Raw genomic sequence first — 16,940 nt, 5'->3', positions numbered from 1 at the left:
GGCCCGCCGCGACAACGGGAAAACCTGATGTCACGGAGTTATCGCCATGTGCGGCCCGCGTTCTTCCGCGCAAACATTCCCGATTGCAAATAGCCGGCTGCGCGCCTTCCTTCTCGGCGCGGCGATCAGCCTCGCTATCGCCGCCCCGGCATCCGCCGCCGATTGCGTGATGGACAGCAGGGCCGCTCCCGCCGAAATCCTCTCCGCGTGCAGCGCCATCATCGACCAGACCTCGAATCCGAATTCCGACCGCGTCGCGGCGCTGCTGGTGCGGGCCGACGCAAATGTGCAGACCTCAGGCGGCCTCACGCAGGCGCTGCGGGACATCGACCGCGCCATCGCGCTCGACGGCAAGAATGCTCGGGCCTGGCGGCTGCGTGGCAATCTGTTGCGCGAAGCGGGCGGCGATCTCAATCGCGCCACGTCCGATCTCAGCAAGGCAATCGAGCTCGATCCGAAAGATGCCGAAGCCTATGAGCAGCGCGGCATCGCCTACACCAATCAGCACCGTTACGATCGCGCGATCGCCGATTACGACCAGGCCATCAAGTTGAAGCCGGATTATGCACAGGCCTGGTCCGACCGCGGCGCGACCCACTATCTCAATGGCGACAACGACAAGGCGGTTGCCGATCTCAGCGAGGCGCTGCGGCTCGATCCGAACCGGGCGCGCAGCTACACCAATCGCAGCGCGGCCTACCAGAAGCTCGGCCAGCTCGACAAGTCCGTCGCCGACGACAACGAGGCGATCAGGCTCGATCCGAAAGTGCCTGAATATTACGACAATCGCGGGCTCACCTATGCCGCGATGAAAGACTACGACAAGGCGATTGCCGATTACGACCAGGCGCTGCGGCTGGCGCCGCGGGCGAACTTCTTCACCAACCGCGGCGATTCCTACCAGTACAAGGGTGAGTTCGGTGCGGCGCTCAGCGACTACGAGGCCGCGCTGAAACTCGATCCTGACTTCGCGAAGACCTACAACAACCGCGCCGTGCTCTACTCGAAGATGGGCGAGCGCAAGAAGGCGCTGGCCGATTACGAGACCGCGCTGCGGCTCGATCCCGGCAACACCAACGCCGCAGACGGTCGCCGCGCCATGATGGCGGAGATCGCCAGGTTCGGCGCCGAGGCCCCGAGCCCGCTGGCCGCGAATTCCGGCAACGGCCCGTCGTTCGATTGCACCTATGCCAAACGCGAGGTGGAGAAGGTGATCTGCGCCGATCCGCAATTGGGCGCGCTCGACCGCCAGCTCGCCGAGGCCTATGAGCGCGTGCTGAAATCGATGAACCGGCGCGCGGCCGCCGACCTGCGCAAATCCCAGCACGAGTTCCTCGCCACCCGCGACGCCAGCTTCCGCCGCCCCGGCTACGATCTGAAGAAGGTCATGCAGGACCGGCTGCAGCGGTTGAATGCGATGGAAGGCTAGGTTCGCGTCTCCACCCTAAGAACGAGGAGAGGGAGGCTATACACCTCCCTTTTCAGCTTGAACCGCGGCCCGTTCCCGGGAAAATACCCCTCAAACAAGGTCGGCACTTGATCCCGGTCATGGCGGGACTGACGTCCAGGCGTCAGGTCAAGATGAGGCCAATAAACGGAACGGGAGCGCCGGGAATGAATGTCCAGGGAAAGAGCAGATATCACGAGGTCCATGCGCGCTCGCTGGCCGATCCCGAGGGCTTTTGGGCCGAGGCGGCCAAGGAGATCGACTGGATCGAGCCGCCGAAGACAATCTTCGATCCCTCGCAAGGCGTCTACGGCCGCTGGTTCAACGGCGGTGTCGTCAATACCTGCTACAACGCGCTCGACCGCCATGTCGAACGTGGCCGCGCCGACCAGGTCGCGCTGATCCATGATTCGCCGCTGACTGATACCGTCACCAAATTCACTTACGCCGAATTGCTGGCCGAGGTGCAGACGCTCGCCGCCATCATGCAGGATTTTGGCGTCGCCAAGGGCGACCGCGTCATCCTCTATATGCCGATGGTGCCGGAGGCCGTGGTCGCGATGCTCGCCTGCGCGCGCATCGGCGCCGTGCATTCGGTGGTGTTCGGCGGCTTTGCCGCGAAGGAACTCGCGACCCGGATCGACGATGCGCAGCCAAAGCTCATTCTCTCCGCGAGCTGCGGCATCGAGCCCGGCCGCATCGTGCAATACAAGCCGCTGCTGGATGAGGCGATCAAGCTGGCGTCCGCGAAGCCAAAGGCCTGCATCGTGCTGCAGCGTCCGCAGCTGACATGCGACCTCACGCCGAAGCGCGATTATGATTGGGCGAGCCTGCGCCGCAAGGCGATGAACGACGGCAAGAAGGCGCCTTGCGTGCCGGTCGCTGCCACTGATCCGCTCTACATTCTCTACACGTCTGGCACGACAGGCATCCCCAAAGGTGTCGTGCGCGACAATGGCGGGCATCTGGTCGCGGTGAAATGGTCGATGTTCAACCTCTATGGCGTCAAGCCGGGCGAGGTCTGGTGGTGCGGCTCAGACATCGGCTGGGTCGTCGGCCACAGCTACATCGTCTACGGCCCGCTGCTGCATGGCGCGACCTCGATCATGTATGAGGGCAAGCCGGTCGGCACGCCCGATGCCGGTGCGTTCTGGCGCGTCATCAGCGAGCACAAGGCGGTCGCGCTGTTCACCGCGCCAACCGCGTTCCGCGCCATCCGCAAAGAGGATCCGGACGGAAAGTTCATCCGGCAATATGACCTCTCCAAATTCCGCACGCTGTTCCTCGCCGGCGAGCGGGCCGATCCGCCGACGGTGGAATGGGCGGAGCAGCAGCTCAAGGTGCCTGTCATCGACCATTGGTGGCAGACCGAAACCGGCTGGTGCATCGCCGGCAATCCGGTCGGACTCGGGCAATTGCCGGTGAAGCACGGCTCGCCGACGGTGCCGATGCCGGGCTACCAGGTCGATGTGGTGGATGAGGCCGCGAAGCCGGTGCCTGCGAACACCATGGGCTCGATCGTGATCAAACTGCCGATGCCGCCGGGCTGCCTGCCGACGCTGTGGAATCAGGATGAGCGGTTCAAGGAAGCCTACCTGAACGAATTCCCCGGCTACTACAAAACGTCGGATGCCGGTTACAAGGACGAGGACGGCTATGTCTTCGTCATGGGGCGCACCGACGACATCATCAATGTTGCCGGACACCGCCTCTCAACCGGCGGCATGGAGGAGATCCTGGCCTCGCATCCCGATGTCGCCGAATGTGCCGTGCTCGGCGTCAAGGATGCGATCAAGGGCGAGGTGCCCTGCGGCTTCCTGGTGCTGAAGGCCGGCGTGAAACGCTCTCCGAGCGAGATCGAAAAGGAAATCATCGCGCTGGTGCGCGACAAGCTCGGTCCGGTCGCCGCCTTCAAACTTGCCATCACGGTCGGCCGCCTGCCCAAGACGCGCTCGGGCAAGATCCTGCGCGGCACCATCAAGAAGATCGCCGACGGCGAGGCCTGGACCATGCCGGCGACGATCGAGGACCCCAAGGTGCTGGACGAGATCGGGGCGGCGCTGAAGGGGAGGGTGTGACGCGAAGCGTCATCCCGGGGCGGTCCGCAGGACCGAACTATGGTGCGCAATTGCGCACCTGAGGATCTCGAGATTCCGGGTTCGGTCCTGCGGACCACCCCGGAATGACGATGTTTGCTGACTTACAATCTCCTCATTCCGCGCTAAACAGGGCCAGCCAACAGGGGGCCTCCCATGTCACTCGCCACCGCGCCGCGGCTGCTCATCGCCGTGGGCCTCGCCATCGCTCTCTCAGCCTGCGCTGGGCGTTACCAGACGCCGACGGCAATGGGGAGTGACGACGATGACGCGGTGTGCCAGAGCCGCGGCCTCGCGGTCGGCTCGCCGGAATATGTGGCTTGCCGCAAGGACCGCGACGTCCAGCGCAATGCCGCACTTGCCCGTTCCGACCGCCGTCAGCGCGATCTCGGCGAATACATGCTGAACCATCCGGACCGGCCCTGACTCTGGCCGCGGAATTATCCCGAGCGAGTGTCGCGTTCCTCGTGACACATCTGCAACGCCGCGGCCAAATCGTGTCGCGTCCGTCCTGATTTGATCGGCATCAAATCCTTCATCACTCCCTTTCTGCTCTGACGCTGACGTCGCGCAACGACGCACGACATGGCTGAAGGGGAATGACAATGCAGAGAACAATAAGAAACCTGGCGCGGCTTGCGACGTTTGGCGCTATGGTCGCGGGGACCATTGCCGGAGCGCAGGCCGCCGACTTGCCGGTCTATACGAAAGCGCCGCCGGCGGCTGAAAACTTCAATCCGTGGATGGTGCGCTTGCGCGTGCTCGGCGTATTGCCGGATGCGGGTGGCTCGACCGTCAATGTCGCGGGCGTGCCCACGCTGTCGTCGCCGAATTCCGGCCTCTCGATCAGCAACCAGGCGGTGCCCGAGCTCGACATCAGCTATTTCTTTACCAAGAACATCGCGGCCGAGCTGATCCTCGGCGTCACCAGGCATTCGATCAGCGGCACCGGCTCGCTTGCCAACCTGCCTGTAGGCAAGACCACGTTGCTGCCACCGACGCTGACGCTGCAGTATCACTTTGATAATTTTGGCGCGTTCAAGCCCTATATCGGCGCCGGCGTGAACTATACGGTGTTCTTCAACACCTCCGCCTCCAACACGGCCGCCGCGATCGTCGGGCCGCCCGCGATCGTTGCGACCACCACGGGCCTGCACGTCAGCAACGCCTGGGGCGGCGCGGTCCAGTTCGGCTTCGACTATATGCTCGATCGCCACTGGGGCTTGAACGTCGACGTCAAGAAGCTCTGGCTGCGCCCGGACTATTCGGCCACCGTGAGCGGCCTGCCGGTCACCGGCACCGCGCATATCGATCCGTGGCTGGTCGGCGGCGGTGTCACCTATAAATTCTGACGACGCGGCAGTCGCGAGACAAACAAAACGCGGCGGGTTGGCCCGCCGCGTTTTGCGTTTCAATGACGAACGATGGAGAGCGGAGCCTTACTCTTCCTCTTCCTCGTGCTTCTTGCCGCCGAGGGTCTTGAGCTTGGCGAACACGGCGTCGACGTTGAGGTCGTCGCTCGACTTCTCCGACGGCTCGTACTCGTCCTTCTTGGTGGTCTCGGAGGCCGGCAGCAGGGTGGCGCCGCCGTAGTTTGCGTCGATCGGCTTTTCCTTGGCCGCGCGCGCCACTTCGAAATCGAGCTCGATCTGCGAGCAAAGGCCGAGGGTCACCGGGTCGATCGGGGTCAGCTGCGAGGTGTTCCAGTGCGTGCGGTCGCGCACGCTGGCGATCGTGCTCTTGGTGGTGCCGACCAGGCGCATGACCTGGGCGTCCTTGAGCTCGGGATGGCTGCGAAGCAGCCAGAGGATGGCGCTGGGACGCTCGTGGCGGCGCGACACCGGGGTGTAGCGCGGGCCCTTGCGCTTGGGCTGGGGCGGCAGCACGACCTTGCTCTCCTGCAGACGGAGCCGATAGTCCTGGTTCTTCTCGCCCTTCTCGATCTCCTCGCGGGTCAGCTGTCCGTTGGAAATCGGGTCCATGCCCTTGATGCCCTGGGCGGCGTCCCCGTCGGCAATCGCGCGCACCTCGAGGGGATGCATCTTGGTGAAATCGGCGACCTGGTCGAAGGTCAGCGCGGTGTTGTCGAGCAGCCAGACGGCGGTCGCCTTGGGCATCAGAGGTGCGTTGCTCATGGCAAATCTCCTTTGTGCTTCGCCCACCCCTCAGGAGGCGAAACCGGTGGTCATCAGCGATGACAGGGAATTCGCGCTATATAAGCCCGGAGGGGGTAGCCACGCAATGGTTCTGCTATAGATAGTGCCTTGACAGCGCTCGAAAGGGGGCCCAATTCCCTCTCAAGCCGCCATAAGCCCTTAAGCTTTAGCCCTAATCCATCCATCGACCGTTTTCCGCCCATATTGCCGGGTGATTCGGTCCCGAGATCGCTCAATGTCAGCCAAACCAGACCTCAAGATCGTGCTTTGTTCTCCCCGTGGCTTCTGCGCCGGGGTGGTCCGGGCGATCGACACCGTGGAACGGGCGCTCGATAAGTATGGCGCCCCCGTCTATGTTCGCCACGAGATTGTGCACAATAAATATGTCGTCGACGGGTTGAAGAAGAAGGGCGCGATCTTCGTCGAGGAACTGGCGGAGATCCCGGAAAACACCACCGCGCCGGTGGTGTTCTCGGCCCATGGCGTGCCGAAGTCGGTTCCCGCCGATGCCACGTCACGCAATCTGTTCTCGCTGGATGCGACCTGCCCGCTGGTGACCAAGGTCCACCGCGAGGCCGCGATCCACTTCAAGCGCGGCCGCGAGATATTCCTGATCGGCCACTCGCATCATCCTGAAGTCGTCGGCACACTCGGCCAGCTGCCGGTCGGCGCCGTCACCCTGATCGAGACCGCCGAGGACGCCAAGACCATCAATCCGAAGGACCCCAACAACCTGGCCTTCGTGACCCAGACGACGCTGTCGATCGACGACACCGCGGAGATCGTGGCGCTGCTGAAAGAGCGCTTCCCGAACATCAACGGCCCGCACAAGGAAGACATCTGCTACGCCACCACCAACCGCCAGCTCGCGGTGAAGAAGGTGGCGCCGGTGGTTGATGCCTTGATCGTCGTCGGCGCGCCGAACTCGTCGAACTCGCAGCGCCTGCGCGAGGTCGCCGAGCGCGAGGGCTGCAAGATCGCCGTGCTGGCGCAGCGCGCCGCCGACATCGACTGGACCAGGTTCGGCAACATCGGAAGCCTCGGCATCACCGCGGGCGCGTCGGCGCCGGAAGTGATCGTCGAGGAGATCATGGACGCGTTCGCCGAGCGCTACACGCTGCATGTGGAGACGGTCTCGGCTGCGGAAGAGAACGAGTTCTTCCCGCTGCCGCGTCAGGTGCGCCCCGAAGCTGCCGCCGAGTAGTCTTGCATGGCGGTCTACACCGACGTTGCCGCCGACGAGCTTGCGGATTTCCTGAAGCAATACGATCTCGGCGAATTGCTCTCCTACAAGGGCATCGCCGAGGGCGTCGAGAACACCAACTTCCTGCTGCACACCAGCCAAGGAAATCAGCAAGCCTCGTTCATCCTCACGCTCTACGAGAAGCGCGTGGCCAAGAACGATCTGCCGTTCTTCCTCGCGCTGATGACGCATCTGGCCGAGCATGGCGTGACGTGCCCGCTGCCGGTGAAGGCGAAAGACGGCGAGGCGCTGCACGAGTTGCAGGGACGGCCGGCCGCGATCATCACCTTTCTCGAGGGCATCTGGCCGCGCAAGCCGAACGCTGTGCATTGCGCCGGCGTCGGCGAGGGGCTGGCGAGGATGCATCTGGCCGGCGCCAATTTTGCGATCAAACGGGCCAACGCGCTGTCCGTCGCGGGCTGGCGGCCGTTGTTCGATGCTGCGGCGGATCGCGCCGACGAAGTGCAGCCCGGCCTGCGCGCGTTTCTCGAAGCCGAGCTCGACTATCTCTCGGGTGGAGTCTGGCCAACCAATCTGCCCGAGGGCGTGATCCACGCCGATCTCTTCAACGACAACGTCTTCTTCCTCGGTGACAAGCTCTCGGGCATCATCGACTTCACCTTCGCCTGCAACGACATGCTGGCCTATGACGTCGCGATCTGCCTGAACGCCTGGTGCTTCGAGCCGGATCATTCCTTCAACGTTACCAAGGCGCGCGCCTTCCTCAACGCCTATGGCCGGGTGCGAAAGCTCTCGGAGGCGGAAGAGGCCGCGCTGCCGCTGCTCGCGCGCGGCGCCGCGATCCGCTTCCTGCTGACGCGGCTGGTCGACTGGCTCAACGTCCCCCCGGGCGCGCTGGTCAAGCCGAAGGATCCTCTCGAATATGTCCGCAAGCTGCGGTTCCATCAGAGCGTTTCCAGCGTGCGGGATTATGGGCTGATGCCGTCAGGACTGGTCGCGTGAGCGAGCTTCCCAATGTCACGATCTTCACCGACGGCGCGTGCTCGGGCAATCCCGGGCCCGGCGGCTGGGGCGCGATCCTGAAGTTCGGCGAAAAGGAAAAAGAGCTGAACGGTGGCGAGCGCCACACCACCAATAACCAGATGGAATTGATGGCGGCGATCTCGGCGCTGGAAGCGCTGAAGAAGCCGTGCACGGTCGATCTCTACACCGACAGCCAATATGTCCGGCAGGGCATCACCGGCTGGATCCACGGCTGGAAGCGCAACGGCTGGCGCACCGCCGACAAGAAGCCGGTGAAGAATGTCGAGCTATGGCAGCGCCTCGATGCGGCGCTGAAAGCGCACGAGGTGCGCTGGCATTGGGTCAAGGGCCACGCCGGCCATCCGGAGAACGAGCGCGCGGATCAGCTCGCGCGGGACGGGATCGTAAAGGCGCGGTTGCAGCAGCGGTTGGCGGAGTAGGTCTTTCCACTCGTCATGGCCGGGTTGACCCGGCCATCCGCGCCTTGATGCGCACGACCAAGAACGCGGATGCCCGGGACAAGCCCGGGCATGACGTCATTCTTAAGAAGAGCCGCGGCTAAGGCTCAGAGCTGCCCCAGCAGCGTATCGCCGCCCGAGACCTCGACCTTGCCGGGCATCGCCTCGAGGTTCAGCTTCTTGACCACGCCGTCCTCGACCAGCATCGAGTAGCGCTTGGAGCGGATGCCGAGGCCGTTGCCGGAGGCGTCGAGCTCCATGCCGATCGCCTTGGCGAAATCGGCATTGCCGTCGGCGAGGAAGATCGCCTCGTCGCGCTGGTCGGTGTCGCGCTTCCAGGCGTTCATGACGAAAGCGTCGTTGACCGAGACGATCGCGATGGTGTCGACGCCCTTGTCCTTCATGGCGTAGGCATTGAGGAAGATGCTCGGCAGATGCATCTTGTGGCAGGTGCCGGTGTAGGCGCCGGGCACCGCGAACAGTGCCACCTTCTTGCCCTTGAAGATATCGTCGGTGGTCTTCACCTGCGGGCCTTCCGCCGTCATCACGCGGAATTTCGTCTCGGGCAGCTTGTCGCCAACTTGGATCGCCATCGTCAGTCTCCCTGAAAATCGGTCCCGCTTTTTAGACCGTGCGGCCGAACTGCACAATATTGCCGGCGGAAGAAGCGGACGGGCAGGCCTCCCTTCACCGTTATGTCATCAGCCGGCAAACCCGCCGCCATCGAGGAAGGCCTGTTCGTCAGCCGTGGTCTCGCGTCCGAAGACAGTGTTGCGGTGAGGGAAGCGGCCGAACCGGCGGATGATCTCGGCGTGCTCGGCAGCCGATTCCTGGGCGTCCTTATTGTCGGTCCCGCGGAACAGCGCGACGCATTGCTCCTGGTCGCCGAGGTGCTCGGAATGCATCAGCGGCATATAGAGGAATTCGAGCAGGGCAGGATCGACCCGGCCACCGGCGCCTCGATCGATGGCGCGGCGGGCAATATCGAGCGCCAGCGCGTCGCTGGAAAAAGCAGCGGGCGTGCCGCGGAACATGTTGCGGGGAAACTGGTCGAGCACAATGACCAGCGCAAGCGCGCCGTCGTCGCTGCCCTCCCAGGAGGTCAGCCGGCCGGCGGCGGCCTGCTCCCACAGGCCGAGATAGCGGCACCTGATCTCGGCATCGAAAGCCTCGTTGCGCTTGTACCAGGCGTCGCGGCCGGCCTCTCGCCAGAAGGCGAGAATGCCTGATGGCGTGATGTCGCGGACGTCAGTCATGGAGCAGAGACGGACTTACGCCGCCTGAGCCTTCTTCTCGTCGCGCAGCTCGCGGCGCAGGATCTTGCCGACATTGGTCTTGGGCAGGTCGGTGCGGAATTCGATGTGCTTGGGCACCTTGTAGCCGGTGAGCTGCTCGTGACAGAACTTGATCACGTCCTCGGCCGTGAGGTTCGGATCCTTCTTCACCACAAAGGCCTTCACCGCCTCGCCCGATTTGGCATCGGGGATGCCGATCACGGCGCATTCGAGCACGCCCGGATGGCTCGCGATCACTTCCTCGATCTCGTTCGGATAGACGTTGAAGCCGGAGACCAAGATCATGTCCTTCTTGCGGTCGACGATCTTGGTAAAACCCTTCTCGTCCATCACGCCAATGTCGCCGGTGCGGAAATAGCCGTCCGCCGTCATCACCTTGGCGGTTTCCTCCGGCCTGTTCCAGTAGCCCGACATCACTTGCGGGCCCTTGGCGCAGATCTCACCGGCCTGACCGAGCGGCAACTCATTGCCGTCGTCGTCGCGGATCGAGATCCAGGTCGAGGGCACGGGGATGCCGATCGAGCCTGAGAATTCGGTTGTGGTTGCAGGGTTGCAGGTCAGCGTCGGCGAGGTCTCCGACAGGCCGTAGCCTTCGGCGATGAAGCAGCCGGTCACGGCCTTCCACTGCTCGGCCACGGGGCGCTGCACCGCCATGCCGCCGCCGTTGGAAATCTTCAGCTTGGAGAAGTCGAGCTTCTTGAAATCGGGATGATGCATCAAGCCGTTGTAGAGCGTGTTGACGGCCGGGAAGCTGTTGACCTGATATTTCGCCAGCTCCTTGATGAAGCCTGCGATGTCGCGCGGGTTCGGGATCAGCAGATTGCAGCCGCCGGCGCGCACCGCGAGCAGGTAGCAGGCCGTCAGCGCGAAGATGTGATAGAGCGGCAGCGCGCAGACGATCATGAGCTGCTCGACATGCGGCGGCGAATTGAGCGCCGGCTGCAGCCAGGCGTCGTTCTGCAGCACGTTGGCGACGATGTTGCGGTGAAGCAGCGTGGCGCCCTTGGAGACGCCGGTGGTGCCGCCGGTATATTGCAGGAAAGCGACGTCGCCGGGCGAGAGCTTTGGCTTGTTGAAGGTCTGGCCGCGGCCGGCCGCGAGCGCGTCGTTGAACGTCACCGAGCCCGGCAGTGCGAAGGCCGGCACCATCTTCTTGACGCGGCGGACGACCAGATTGACGATCACGCCCTTGAAGCCGAGCAGATCGCCCATGCTGGCGACGATGACGTGCTTGACCTGTGTCTTCGCGATCACCTGCTCGACGGTGTGGGCAAAGTTCTCCAGCACGATGACGGCTTCGGCACCGGAATCCTTGAGCTGATGCTCGAGCTCGCGCGGCGTGTAGAGCGGGTTGACGTTGACGACGGCAAAGCCGGCGCGCAGCACGGCCGCGGTGGCAACCGGATATTGCAGCACGTTCGGCATCATGATCGCGACGCGGGCGCCGCGCTGCAGGCCGCGGCCCTGCAAATAGGCGGCGAGCGCCAGCGACATCTGGTCGAGGTCGCGATAGGTGATCGCCTTGTCCATGCAGATGAACGCCTTGCGGTCGGCGAACTTCGCAAAGCTCTCCTCCAGCAGGTCGACCAGCGATGCGTATTGCGTCGGCTCGATATCAGCGGGCACGCCGGGCGGATATTGCTTGAGCCAGATGCGCTCCATGGAAACTCCCCTCTCTTAACACCAGAGCCCGTTGTGTCCCGGGCTGCCTCATTGCCGCCAGTATCGAGCCTGCCGGTACGGCTGGCAAGCGGTCGAGGCTTAGGGCAAAGGCCGGAAAGTGGCTACTGGAATCGTCGCAAGTCGCTGCCGCAGGTGCGAAGTGCGCCCCGCAGCCTGACGGACCTGGAGCGTTAACCTAGCTGTTGTTGGGCGCGGGCTTCTTTGTCGCGGCCTTGGGCTTTGCAGATCTGGCAGCCTGATCGCCGCTCGCCGCCGGCTTGTTCGCAGCAGGCTTGTTCGCAGAAGGCTTGTTCTCAGAAGGCTTGTTCTCAGAAGGCTTGGCCGCGGCATGCTTGCTCGCGGCCGGCTTTGCAGCGCTCTTTGCATCGCTTTTCGCCGTGGCGTCGGGCTTGGCGGCCGCCGTCTTGGTGTCACTGCCGGCGTCGGGCTTCTTGGCAACGCGCGACTTCTTGCCACGCGCTTTCGGCGTGGCCTGCTGGTCCGTGTCGGCTGCGACGGCCGCGACGAGGGCCGCGCCTGTGCGAGTCGGGCCGGTATAGACCACCACGGGCTCCACAGGCTCCGCGGCCGAGGCCATCAAATCGGAGGCCTTCATCAGTGGTGGCTGGAGGCCGGCGGTGAAGAACGTGACCTTGGCTTCGCCACCGGTTAGAGAGGTCGATCCACTGCCATTGGTCGCGATCAGCGCATCGTCGTCGTCGCTGGCCGGATGCTTGCGGTGACCACCGCACATCTCCTCGCGCAGGTTCGGCGGCGAGGCATCGACCGGCACGAGGTTCTCGACGGTGCCGAGCGAGGGGCGCAGCCACGACAGATTGTCCTGGCTGAAGCCGCGCTCGAGCAGCTGCGCCGCCTTCACCGCGCGCGCAGTGCCGGAGCTGGCACCGAGCACCACCGCGATCAGACGGCGGCCGTTGCGCGTGGCTGACGCCACGAGGTTGTAGCCGGAGGCGCAGATGAAGCCGGTCTTGAAACCGTCGGCGCCGGGGTAGCGGCCGATCAGCTTGTTGAAGTTCGGCGTGATCCGCTTGCCGAAACGGATCGCGGGGATGTGCACGAAGTATTCGTATTCGGGCAGGTCGCGCAGGAACGAGCGGGCGAGAATGCCGAGGTCGCGCGCCGAGGTGACGTGTCCGTCCGCCGGCAGGCCGTTGGGATTGACGTAGTTCGTCTGCGTCATGCCGAGCTTCTTCGCGGTGTCGTTCATCATCACCGAGAAGCCGTCGATCGAGCCGCCGAGGCCTTCGGCCAGCACCACGGCCATGTCGTTCGCCGACTTGACCATCATCATCTTCAGCGCGTTGTCGACGGTGAGCTGCGTTCCCGGACGCAGGCCCATCTTCGAGGGCGACTGCGAGGCGGCCGTCGGCGACACCGTCAGCAGCGTGTCGAGTGTGATCTTGCCGTCCTTCACTGCCTTCAGCGTCACATAGGCGGTCATGATCTTGGTGACGGAGGCTGGATACCAGGGGATGGTGGCGTTATCGGCCTGCAGCACCTTGCCGGTATCGGCTTCGATCAGCAGCAGCGCTTCGGCATTCGCGAGGCGTGGCGCGAGGAGCGCAGCGACGGCGAGCGTCGCGGCGAACAGGTTGAACAGGGATTTGCGAAGCAGCGGGCGAAAGGCGTGCACTATCCGATTCCGGTCCTTGGAGAGCCGCTGGTTCCACGCGGTTCTCGTGATCTGATGTTCGGTTTTGAAATCCGGCGCCGCCGCTCGCGGCAGCGCAAACCTATACCGGCTCGTGCGTCGAGCATAGGGGCTTCGGGGCGGTATTCCGCAACGAAATAGGCTGAATTTCGACGGCGCTACGGGGACTTGCTGTGGGGACTTTTATGGGGCTTTGACGGCAGCCGAAGCGGCCTCCGCGGCACTCGCGCTGTTCCGTGTGGCCTGTGCTTGTTCCTGCACCATGAACTGGGCCCGGGCGAGCTCGGCGAAATGGCCGCCTTTGGCGACGAGTTCATCGAAAGTTCCGCTTTCGATCACCCGCCCGTTCTCGAACACCAGGATCCGTGTCGCATTACGGATGGTGGAGAGGCGGTGGGCGATCACGAACGTGGTGCGGCCCTTCATCACTTCGTCGAGAGCAGCGTTGACCTTGGCCTCGGTCACGGCATCGAGCGCGCTGGTCGCCTCGTCCAGGATCAGGATCGGCGGGTCCTTCAGCAGTGCACGCGCGATCGACAGCCGCTGCCGCTCGCCGCCTGACAGCATGCGGCCGCGCTCACCGGCATTGGTCGCAAAGCCGCCGCTGCGCTCGATGAATTCGAGCGCCTGCGCGCGCTCCGCCGCCTTGCGCATCTCCGCTTCGGTCGCGTCGGGCTTGCCGACGCGCAAGTTCTCCTCGATCGAGCGGTTGAACAGCAGCGCTTCCTGGAACACGACGCCGATGTTCCGCCTCAGCGATGTCAGCGTGACGCCGCGCACGTCCATGCCGTCGATCCTGATGAAGCCGGATTGCGGATCGAAGGCACGGTGCAGCAGCGCGATCGCGGTCGACTTGCCGGCACCGGTCGGGCCGACCAGCGCGATGGTCTGGCCCGGCAGCGCAGTGAAGGAGAGATCCTCGACCGCCGGCCGCTTGCCGTCATAGGAGAAGGTGACGTCGTTGAACTCGACGAGGCCGGAGAGCCTTCCGGCATCGATCGCATCTGGCCGGTCGTGAACGGCCGGCACGGCATCGAGCACATTGAAGAACTCGCGCAGGCGCGGCGCTTCCATGAACACGTTGTTGATGAAGCTCACCACCTGTTCGAGCTTCTGGATCAGCAGGGTGGCGAAGCTGACGAACATCACGATCTCGCCGACCGAGGTCAGGCCCTGGTCATGCAGCGCGATGCCGAGCGTGAAGATCGCGAGCACGGTGATGGTGGTCGAGGCGCGCGTGATCACGGTGACGAGCGCCCACCACGACAGCACCGGCATTTGCGCCGCGAGCAGCTCGTCGGCGACCGAGCGCAGTCCCTTGACCTCGGATTCGACGCGCACGAAGCTCTGCACCAGCGCGACGTTGCCGAGCGCGTCGGAGGCACGTGCGGAGAGCTCGCTGTAATGCTCCTCGACCGCCATCTGCATGCCGAACGTCCTGCGCACGACGAAGGTCGTCAGCGCGGTGAAGACGATGCAGAGTACGAATAAGAGGATCGCAAGCCGCCAGTTCAGATAGAGCGACAGCGGCAGCAGCACCACGACGGAGAGGATCGCGGCAAAATGCTCGCGGAAGAAGCCGAGCCAGAGCCGCCACAGCGCATCCGTGCCGTTGAGCATCACCTTCATCAGCCGGCCCGAATGGGTCCCGGAGTGGAAGGTCAATGGCAGCTGCAGGATGTGTTCAAAATAGCTGGTCAGCACCGCCTGGCGCTGGCGATGGGAGAGCCGGTCGGCTTGCAAGGCCACGAGCGCGCTGCAGGCGATGGTGAACAGGCCGAACGCGGCCCACGCCAGCAGGAACGGCCAGGCCGAGCTCGAGCCTGCGACCGTCTTGCCGGAGAGCACGTCGACGATCCGCCCGAACAGCACCGGCTCGGCGAATTGCGAGCCGGCCAGCAGCAGATTGGCGAATGCCAGCAGCCAGCCCAGCCGCGCCTCCTTGCCGAGCAGCTCGAGAACACGGGTGTAGAGACGGAAAATGGACATGAGGCAGGCGCTGACCCAGGCAGGCGGTATGACCTTGAGATGACATTCTAAACAGGGATCGCCCGCGAGATACAGCGGAAGCTTTTGCCATCCGCTCGATCTCTCGCCGACGGCACTGAGCCGCGGCGTGCCTGATGTGCCTGCGTCACCCAACCTGAACGGGAGATGAGCGGCGGTTGCGTCACGATCACGCAAGGCTGTTCAGCTTGTGTTGGGGTTGGGGAACCCAACATGGGATGCGGGTGTTTGAAAGACACGAGCCTGTATCGAGGCGCCAGTGCAGGTCCCAAGGAGGGTCCAGGACATGTTTGACCGATTTTCAAAGTTTGCCGGCCGCAAGGCCGTTCTCGCCACTGCCGCGGTGCTGGCGCTGACCAGCGTCGCCCCTACCGCTTCGTTCGCCGGCGGCCGTCATTGGCATGGCGGTGGCGGCGCGGCCTTCGCCGGTGCGGCGATTGCCGGCGCCATCGGTACCGGGCTTGCGATCGCCGCGACCCGCGACGCCTACGCCTATGATTCGGGTCCGGGCTACTACTACGACAGCGGCCCGGCCTACTACAGCGGACCCGGCTATGGTCCCTATTATTACGACTCGGGCTACCAGGAGCGCTATGGCGGCTACACCAAGGTCTGCGCCCACGGCTATTCCGGCTACGCTTGCGAATAACCAATCGCTCCATGCCATCGATCAACAGGCCGTCGCGCTTGTCGCGCCGGCCTGTTTTTCGCTTTTATTGTCGCGCGTTAACGCGCTCTCCATTGGTTTAGAGTAGTTTTTACGACATGAGTGATTCGCTTGAGCGGCTGTATTTGGCTGTGCTCGCGGCCAGGGATCTTGATCCGGCAACATCGCGCACCGCGCGCCTGTTTCAGCGCGGCCCCTCCAAGATGGCGAAGAAGCTGGCTGAAGAGGCCATCGAGGTCGTGATCGATGCGGTCAACGGCGACGCCAAGGCCGTGGTCCGCGAAAGCGCCGATCTGCTCTACAATCTCACCGTGCTCTGGGCGTCCGCAGGCGTCCGCCCCGAAGACGTCTGGCGCGAGATGTCGCGGCGGGAGGACATGCTCGGCATTGCCGAAAAGCTGCCGAAGTCGGCGATGAAGCTGCCCAAAGTCGCCTCACCTCGCATCTCCGCGAGGCGGCCAATTGCCGCGCTCGAAGGGCGCGGAGCGCGAAAAAGGCACTAAAGCGCGATGAAGCTCATCGCGCTTTAGGTTGTTGTTTGAGCGTGATCTTTTCGGAAAACCGCCTACACTTTGCGCTAAGGCGGCCCTTCGGGTCCGGATCACGCTAACCGTCACAAAACTCGCGATGGACAAATCCGTCCCATGGTGCTTCATCGCGGCGCCATGCTGAAACGTATCTACGACTGGTGCATCGACGCCGCCCACAAGCCCTATGCGCTCTGGATCATGGGTGCCGTGGCTTTCGCAGAAAGCTCCTTCTTTCCCGTCCCCCCGGACGTGATGCTGATCCCGATGTCACTGGCGCGCCCGCAGCGCGCCTGGGTCTATGCCGCGATCTGCACCGCGACCTCGGTGCTGGGCGGACTGCTCGGCTATGCCATCGGCGCGCTGCTGTTTGACTCGGTCGGACATTGGCTGATCCAGGTCTATGGCCTCGGCGACAAGGTCGACGCTTTCCGCGCCTCCTATGCCGAGTGGGGCGCGGTGATCATCCTGCTCAAGGGCCTGACGCCGATCCCCTACAAGCTCGTCACCATCACCTCGGGCTTTGCCGGCTACAATCTCGCTCTTTTCGTCCTGTGCTCGATCGTCGCGCGCGGTGGACGCTTTTTCATCGTGGCGATCCTGCTCAACCGCTATGGCGACTGGATCCGCGAGCGGATCGAGCGGCATCTCGGCCTGTGGGTCGCGCTCGGCGCCGCCGTGCTGGTGCTCGGCTTTGTTGTGGCGATCAAGCTGATCTAACCCCGC

16 protein-coding genes are annotated in these 16,940 nt (G+C 64.0%); 10 read left to right on the top strand and 6 right to left on the bottom strand.

Annotated elements, in window-relative coordinates:
• Window positions 1–46: 46 nt before the first annotated feature.
• The 4 genes from L6639_RS19345 to L6639_RS19330 all read left to right on the top strand — a co-directional run bounded on the left by L6639_RS19345 (window position 47) and on the right by L6639_RS19330 (window position 4,895).
• Entirely contained in the window at window positions 47–1,429 is a 1,383-nt protein-coding gene (locus tag L6639_RS19345; RefSeq protein WP_237863209.1) for a tetratricopeptide repeat protein, read from the top strand.
• A 185-nt stretch (window positions 1,430–1,614) separates the two neighbouring features.
• A complete protein-coding gene (locus tag L6639_RS19340) occupies window positions 1,615–3,525 on the top strand; it encodes a propionyl-CoA synthetase (RefSeq protein WP_237863208.1) in 1,911 nt (636 codons plus the stop codon).
• Between the two features lie 174 nt (window positions 3,526–3,699).
• Window positions 3,700–3,969, top strand: a complete 270-nt coding sequence (locus L6639_RS19335) for a hypothetical protein (RefSeq protein ID WP_237863207.1) — start codon at window positions 3,700–3,702, stop codon at window positions 3,967–3,969.
• Window positions 3,970–4,148: 179 nt separating this feature from the next.
• Window positions 4,149–4,895, top strand: coding sequence for an OmpW/AlkL family protein (locus L6639_RS19330; protein ID WP_237863206.1), 747 nt, complete (start codon window positions 4,149–4,151; stop codon window positions 4,893–4,895).
• An 87-nt stretch (window positions 4,896–4,982) separates the two neighbouring features.
• Here the strand turns inward: L6639_RS19330 and L6639_RS19325 are convergent, their stop codons facing one another.
• Window positions 4,983–5,678 (bottom strand): DUF1013 domain-containing protein, encoded by a 696-nt coding sequence (locus L6639_RS19325; protein ID WP_128949643.1) that lies wholly within the window; start codon window positions 5,676–5,678, stop codon window positions 4,983–4,985.
• A 256-nt stretch (window positions 5,679–5,934) separates the two neighbouring features.
• Here L6639_RS19325 and ispH point away from each other — a divergent pair, with 256 nt between their 5' ends.
• Genes ispH through rnhA form a run of 3 tightly spaced genes read left to right on the top strand, consistent with a single transcriptional unit; the run spans window position 5,935 to window position 8,366 of the window.
• A complete protein-coding gene (gene ispH, locus L6639_RS19320; RefSeq protein WP_237863205.1) occupies window positions 5,935–6,903 on the top strand; it encodes a 4-hydroxy-3-methylbut-2-enyl diphosphate reductase in 969 nt (322 codons plus the stop codon).
• Between the two features lie 6 nt (window positions 6,904–6,909).
• Window positions 6,910–7,905, top strand: coding sequence for a homoserine kinase (locus tag L6639_RS19315; RefSeq protein ID WP_237863204.1), 996 nt, complete (start codon window positions 6,910–6,912; stop codon window positions 7,903–7,905).
• Window positions 7,902–8,366 (top strand): ribonuclease HI, encoded by a 465-nt coding sequence (gene rnhA / locus L6639_RS19310; RefSeq protein ID WP_237863203.1) that lies wholly within the window; start codon window positions 7,902–7,904, stop codon window positions 8,364–8,366. The genes L6639_RS19315 and rnhA overlap by 4 nt, the downstream gene beginning before the upstream one ends.
• 125 nt (window positions 8,367–8,491) lie before the next feature.
• Here the strand turns inward: rnhA and L6639_RS19305 are convergent, their stop codons facing one another.
• From L6639_RS19305 to L6639_RS19285, 5 genes are all read right to left on the bottom strand, one after another.
• Complete coding sequence (locus L6639_RS19305; RefSeq protein ID WP_128949648.1) at window positions 8,492–8,977, bottom strand: peroxiredoxin; 486 nt, start codon at window positions 8,975–8,977, stop codon at window positions 8,492–8,494.
• Between the two features lie 108 nt (window positions 8,978–9,085).
• Window positions 9,086–9,640 (bottom strand): DUF924 family protein, encoded by a 555-nt coding sequence (locus tag L6639_RS19300; RefSeq protein ID WP_237863202.1) that lies wholly within the window; start codon window positions 9,638–9,640, stop codon window positions 9,086–9,088.
• 15 nt (window positions 9,641–9,655) lie between these two features.
• Complete coding sequence (locus L6639_RS19295) at window positions 9,656–11,341, bottom strand: long-chain fatty acid--CoA ligase (protein WP_237863201.1); 1,686 nt, start codon at window positions 11,339–11,341, stop codon at window positions 9,656–9,658.
• A 196-nt stretch (window positions 11,342–11,537) separates the two neighbouring features.
• Window positions 11,538–12,995: a D-alanyl-D-alanine carboxypeptidase family protein gene (locus tag L6639_RS19290; protein WP_237863200.1), complete on the bottom strand. Its 1,458-nt coding sequence runs from the start codon at window positions 12,993–12,995 to the stop codon at window positions 11,538–11,540.
• Between the two features lie 201 nt (window positions 12,996–13,196).
• Window positions 13,197–15,002, bottom strand: a complete 1,806-nt coding sequence (locus tag L6639_RS19285; RefSeq protein WP_237863199.1) for a glucan ABC transporter ATP-binding protein/ permease — start codon at window positions 15,000–15,002, stop codon at window positions 13,197–13,199.
• Window positions 15,003–15,306: 304 nt separating this feature from the next.
• On the opposite strand from L6639_RS19285, the gene L6639_RS19280 reads away from it, so the two are divergent.
• The 3 genes from L6639_RS19280 to L6639_RS19270 all read left to right on the top strand — a co-directional run bounded on the left by L6639_RS19280 (window position 15,307) and on the right by L6639_RS19270 (window position 16,934).
• Window positions 15,307–15,669 (top strand): hypothetical protein, encoded by a 363-nt coding sequence (locus tag L6639_RS19280; RefSeq protein ID WP_237863198.1) that lies wholly within the window; start codon window positions 15,307–15,309, stop codon window positions 15,667–15,669.
• A 116-nt stretch (window positions 15,670–15,785) separates the two neighbouring features.
• Window positions 15,786–16,190 carry a phosphoribosyl-ATP diphosphatase gene (gene hisE, locus L6639_RS19275; RefSeq protein ID WP_237863197.1) on the top strand — a complete coding sequence of 135 codons (405 nt, stop codon included), beginning with the start codon at window positions 15,786–15,788 and terminating at the stop codon, window positions 16,188–16,190.
• Between the two features lie 141 nt (window positions 16,191–16,331).
• Window positions 16,332–16,934: a YqaA family protein gene (locus L6639_RS19270; RefSeq protein ID WP_237863196.1), complete on the top strand. Its 603-nt coding sequence runs from the start codon at window positions 16,332–16,334 to the stop codon at window positions 16,932–16,934.
• Window positions 16,935–16,940 lie beyond the last annotated feature (6 nt).

Source organism: Bradyrhizobium zhengyangense, from assembly GCF_022012555.1.
Classification (GTDB): Bacteria; Pseudomonadota; Alphaproteobacteria; order Rhizobiales; family Xanthobacteraceae; genus Bradyrhizobium; species Bradyrhizobium zhengyangense.
Note: the sequence above shows the minus strand (reverse complement) of the source record. Positions and strands in the feature narration are given on the sequence as shown.

Excerpts from the sequence above, each read along its gene's own strand:
- L6639_RS19330 (WP_237863206.1), top strand. The coding sequence starts at position 4,149 with ATGCAGAGAACAATAAGAAACCTGGCGCGGCTTGCGACGTTTGGCGCT.
- L6639_RS19315 (WP_237863204.1), top strand. The coding sequence starts at position 6,910 with ATGGCGGTCTACACCGACGTTGCCGCCGACGAGCTTGCGGATTTCCTG.
- L6639_RS19295 (WP_237863201.1), bottom strand. The coding sequence starts at position 11,341 with ATGGAGCGCATCTGGCTCAAGCAATATCCGCCCGGCGTGCCCGCTGAT.
- L6639_RS19325 (WP_128949643.1), bottom strand. The coding sequence starts at position 5,678 with ATGAGCAACGCACCTCTGATGCCCAAGGCGACCGCCGTCTGGCTGCTC.
- L6639_RS19280 (WP_237863198.1), top strand. The coding sequence starts at position 15,307 with ATGTTTGACCGATTTTCAAAGTTTGCCGGCCGCAAGGCCGTTCTCGCC.
- hisE (WP_237863197.1), top strand. The coding sequence starts at position 15,786 with ATGAGTGATTCGCTTGAGCGGCTGTATTTGGCTGTGCTCGCGGCCAGG.
- ispH (WP_237863205.1), top strand. The coding sequence starts at position 5,935 with ATGTCAGCCAAACCAGACCTCAAGATCGTGCTTTGTTCTCCCCGTGGC.
- L6639_RS19340 (WP_237863208.1), top strand. The coding sequence starts at position 1,615 with ATGAATGTCCAGGGAAAGAGCAGATATCACGAGGTCCATGCGCGCTCG.
- L6639_RS19285 (WP_237863199.1), bottom strand. The coding sequence starts at position 15,002 with ATGTCCATTTTCCGTCTCTACACCCGTGTTCTCGAGCTGCTCGGCAAG.
- L6639_RS19335 (WP_237863207.1), top strand. The coding sequence starts at position 3,700 with ATGTCACTCGCCACCGCGCCGCGGCTGCTCATCGCCGTGGGCCTCGCC.
- L6639_RS19270 (WP_237863196.1), top strand. The coding sequence starts at position 16,332 with ATGGTGCTTCATCGCGGCGCCATGCTGAAACGTATCTACGACTGGTGC.
- L6639_RS19300 (WP_237863202.1), bottom strand. The coding sequence starts at position 9,640 with ATGACTGACGTCCGCGACATCACGCCATCAGGCATTCTCGCCTTCTGG.
- L6639_RS19345 (WP_237863209.1), top strand. The coding sequence starts at position 47 with ATGTGCGGCCCGCGTTCTTCCGCGCAAACATTCCCGATTGCAAATAGC.
- L6639_RS19305 (WP_128949648.1), bottom strand. The coding sequence starts at position 8,977 with ATGGCGATCCAAGTTGGCGACAAGCTGCCCGAGACGAAATTCCGCGTG.